Source organism: Okeania sp., from assembly GCF_983059655.1.
This window is the reverse complement of record NZ_CEZPJD010000382.1, coordinates 5,305-7,439: the sequence shown is the minus strand read 5'-3', so window position 1 is coordinate 7,439 and position 2,135 is coordinate 5,305. Positions and strand designations below refer to the sequence as shown.

Below are 2,135 nucleotides of genomic sequence, written 5' to 3'. Positions count from 1 at the left end.
AATTATCAATTATCAATTATCCATTATCCATTATCCATTAATGAATTCTTCCTTCAGGTAGGTACAATATTTACCTTAATTTTCACCCTTTCTTTAGTATCAGGCAACTTAACACTCAGTTTCTCAGCATCAAAATCACTATAGGGGTTGCCATCAATTTCTACAGAGCCAATTTTAATACTACCCGGAGGCAGAATATCTGGCGACACCCGTAGGATATTATCAGGGAAACCACCAGGAATAGGTTTAAAATAAAAATCCATTGGCTGCTTATTAACCAGGAGATTAGTATAAATAGCGGCGAGGAAACATAACTCTGTAGAGTGATAACCACTCATGGAGTGAGACCCCTTACCTCGTTCGTTACCACTTGCCAAGAAAGGAATACCATTAGCAAGAACATTGAAATAAACTCCACCATCTTCTGTATCGAGGAACCAGGCATTGTAAAAAGCAGCAGCTTCCCGCGCTAAACGATGATATTCTGGCTCTCCCAAAACTCCTGCAAGAATATAATAAGCTAGAATAGACTGTTCCTGTTGCCACCAAGCTTTGCGGTCATGCCACACAAAACGATGGATTTTTTCGTCTTCATCTAATACTCTTTCCACTACATCATACCAACCACCTCTTTGTTGGTCGCTACCTACTGCTGGCATAGTATCAGCAATTTTCTTGGCCATATCAACATAAGAATCTTTAGCTTTGAGGCTATTCATCCGCATCAAATTCCAGGCAATTTTCATGTTGTGACCAACTACTGCCCGGTTTTGCTGCCATCCCCAAGTATGGTCTGGACTCCAGTCTTCAAAGAATTTTTCATTGACAAAGGGAGAATTTTCGTAGTCTGAGAACCGCTTTTCAATAGTATCAAAGGTATATTCGAGCATATCAGCATATTCTGGTTTTTCTGTTGCTAACCAGAGATTAATTAGATATGCTGGTGCGTGGTCTCCCACTGAGTTCCAGTTTTTGGTACCTTTATTCCGTCCTAATGATTCGCTGAGGGGGTCTAGGGTTATGGGGTCTAGGTGAGAGTAGTAACCGCCGCGATCGCTCTTATCCAGGTAGAAGTCGTTGAATAGTTTGATGGTTTTCTCGGTATCGTCCATGATCCGAGGGTCGCCATTGAGCCGATATGTTTGTAATGGACCTGCCAGGGCGTAAATTTGTTCGTAAGCAGGAATAGCATCGTAGTCATCGCCAAATTCTGAAGCGAATATTTTTTGTTCCCGCTCTCCTTGTACATCAATACCGTGATACCAATAGACAATTCCTTCGTCTAAGTCTACAAACCTCATATGGTCTCGTAGATATTCGGTGCCTTTTTCTGCTGCTTCTAGAAAAATTTCTTCCCCAGTCATCATGTAGGCAGTTGCCATTCCGTAAACCATCCGGGAGATAGTATCAGTTTCTTGAGAGAAGTTTACCTGAGATTTGACACCGGATAGACTTAAAGTTGTGCGATAGTTACGGTAGTCAATTTCTTCGTCGCCAAACTGAGCTTTGACATAAAAATTAGCAAGGGAACGTACCTGATCTACCCACCAGTTTGGTTTCTCAAAAGCGTAGTCATCTGCTTGGCGACCGACAAATATTATTTGTTTGGCTTCAAATATGGGACTATCTGGATAGAAAACTCCATAGGTGAATAAATACCGACCAGGTACTAACATTGACCGCATGGAACCCGTCGCATCTGGGTATGCTTCGTCTAAGTTTTGTACGAGTTTGGCATAAGAGATTGGACTTAGCCTGGCTTGAAATTCTCTGCCGTCTGTTGTTTTGATACCAAAAATATCTGTTTCTGAGTCGTAGTTGGTAACGTATCCTGCTATTAGGTCAGAAAAACTAAATTCTATTTGGGTACTCATTTTTGATTATCTTTAACTTTGTTTACGATTTTTTTTATAGATTTCTTGTAGAAGTTAGGGAATAGTGGGGAATGTGGAGAGGATGCGAGGAAGGAGAGAAACGGAGACGCGGAGAGAGGAAGACGCGCAGATAGATGGACGCGGGAGTTTTTTTGAATCAATAGAGCGAGTAGATTGAATTAATTACTCAATTATCCAATCTCCGTGTCCCCGTGTCACCGCGTCTCCGTGTCCAATCTTAAAGACTTACCCTTGTAAGCT

At 41.5% G+C, this 2,135-nt stretch carries 1 protein-coding gene; it reads right to left on the bottom strand.

The features are described from left to right. Positions 1–53: 53 nt before the first annotated feature. Positions 54–1,874: an AGE family epimerase/isomerase gene (locus AC3DU7_RS19825; RefSeq protein WP_488041033.1), complete on the bottom strand. Its 1,821-nt coding sequence runs from the start codon at positions 1,872–1,874 to the stop codon at positions 54–56. Between the last annotated feature and the right edge of the window lie 261 nt (positions 1,875–2,135).

Coding starts and splice junctions, on each gene's coding strand:
- AC3DU7_RS19825 (WP_488041033.1), bottom strand. CDS start 1,874: ATGAGTACCCAAATAGAATTTAGTTTTTCTGACCTAATAGCAGGATAC.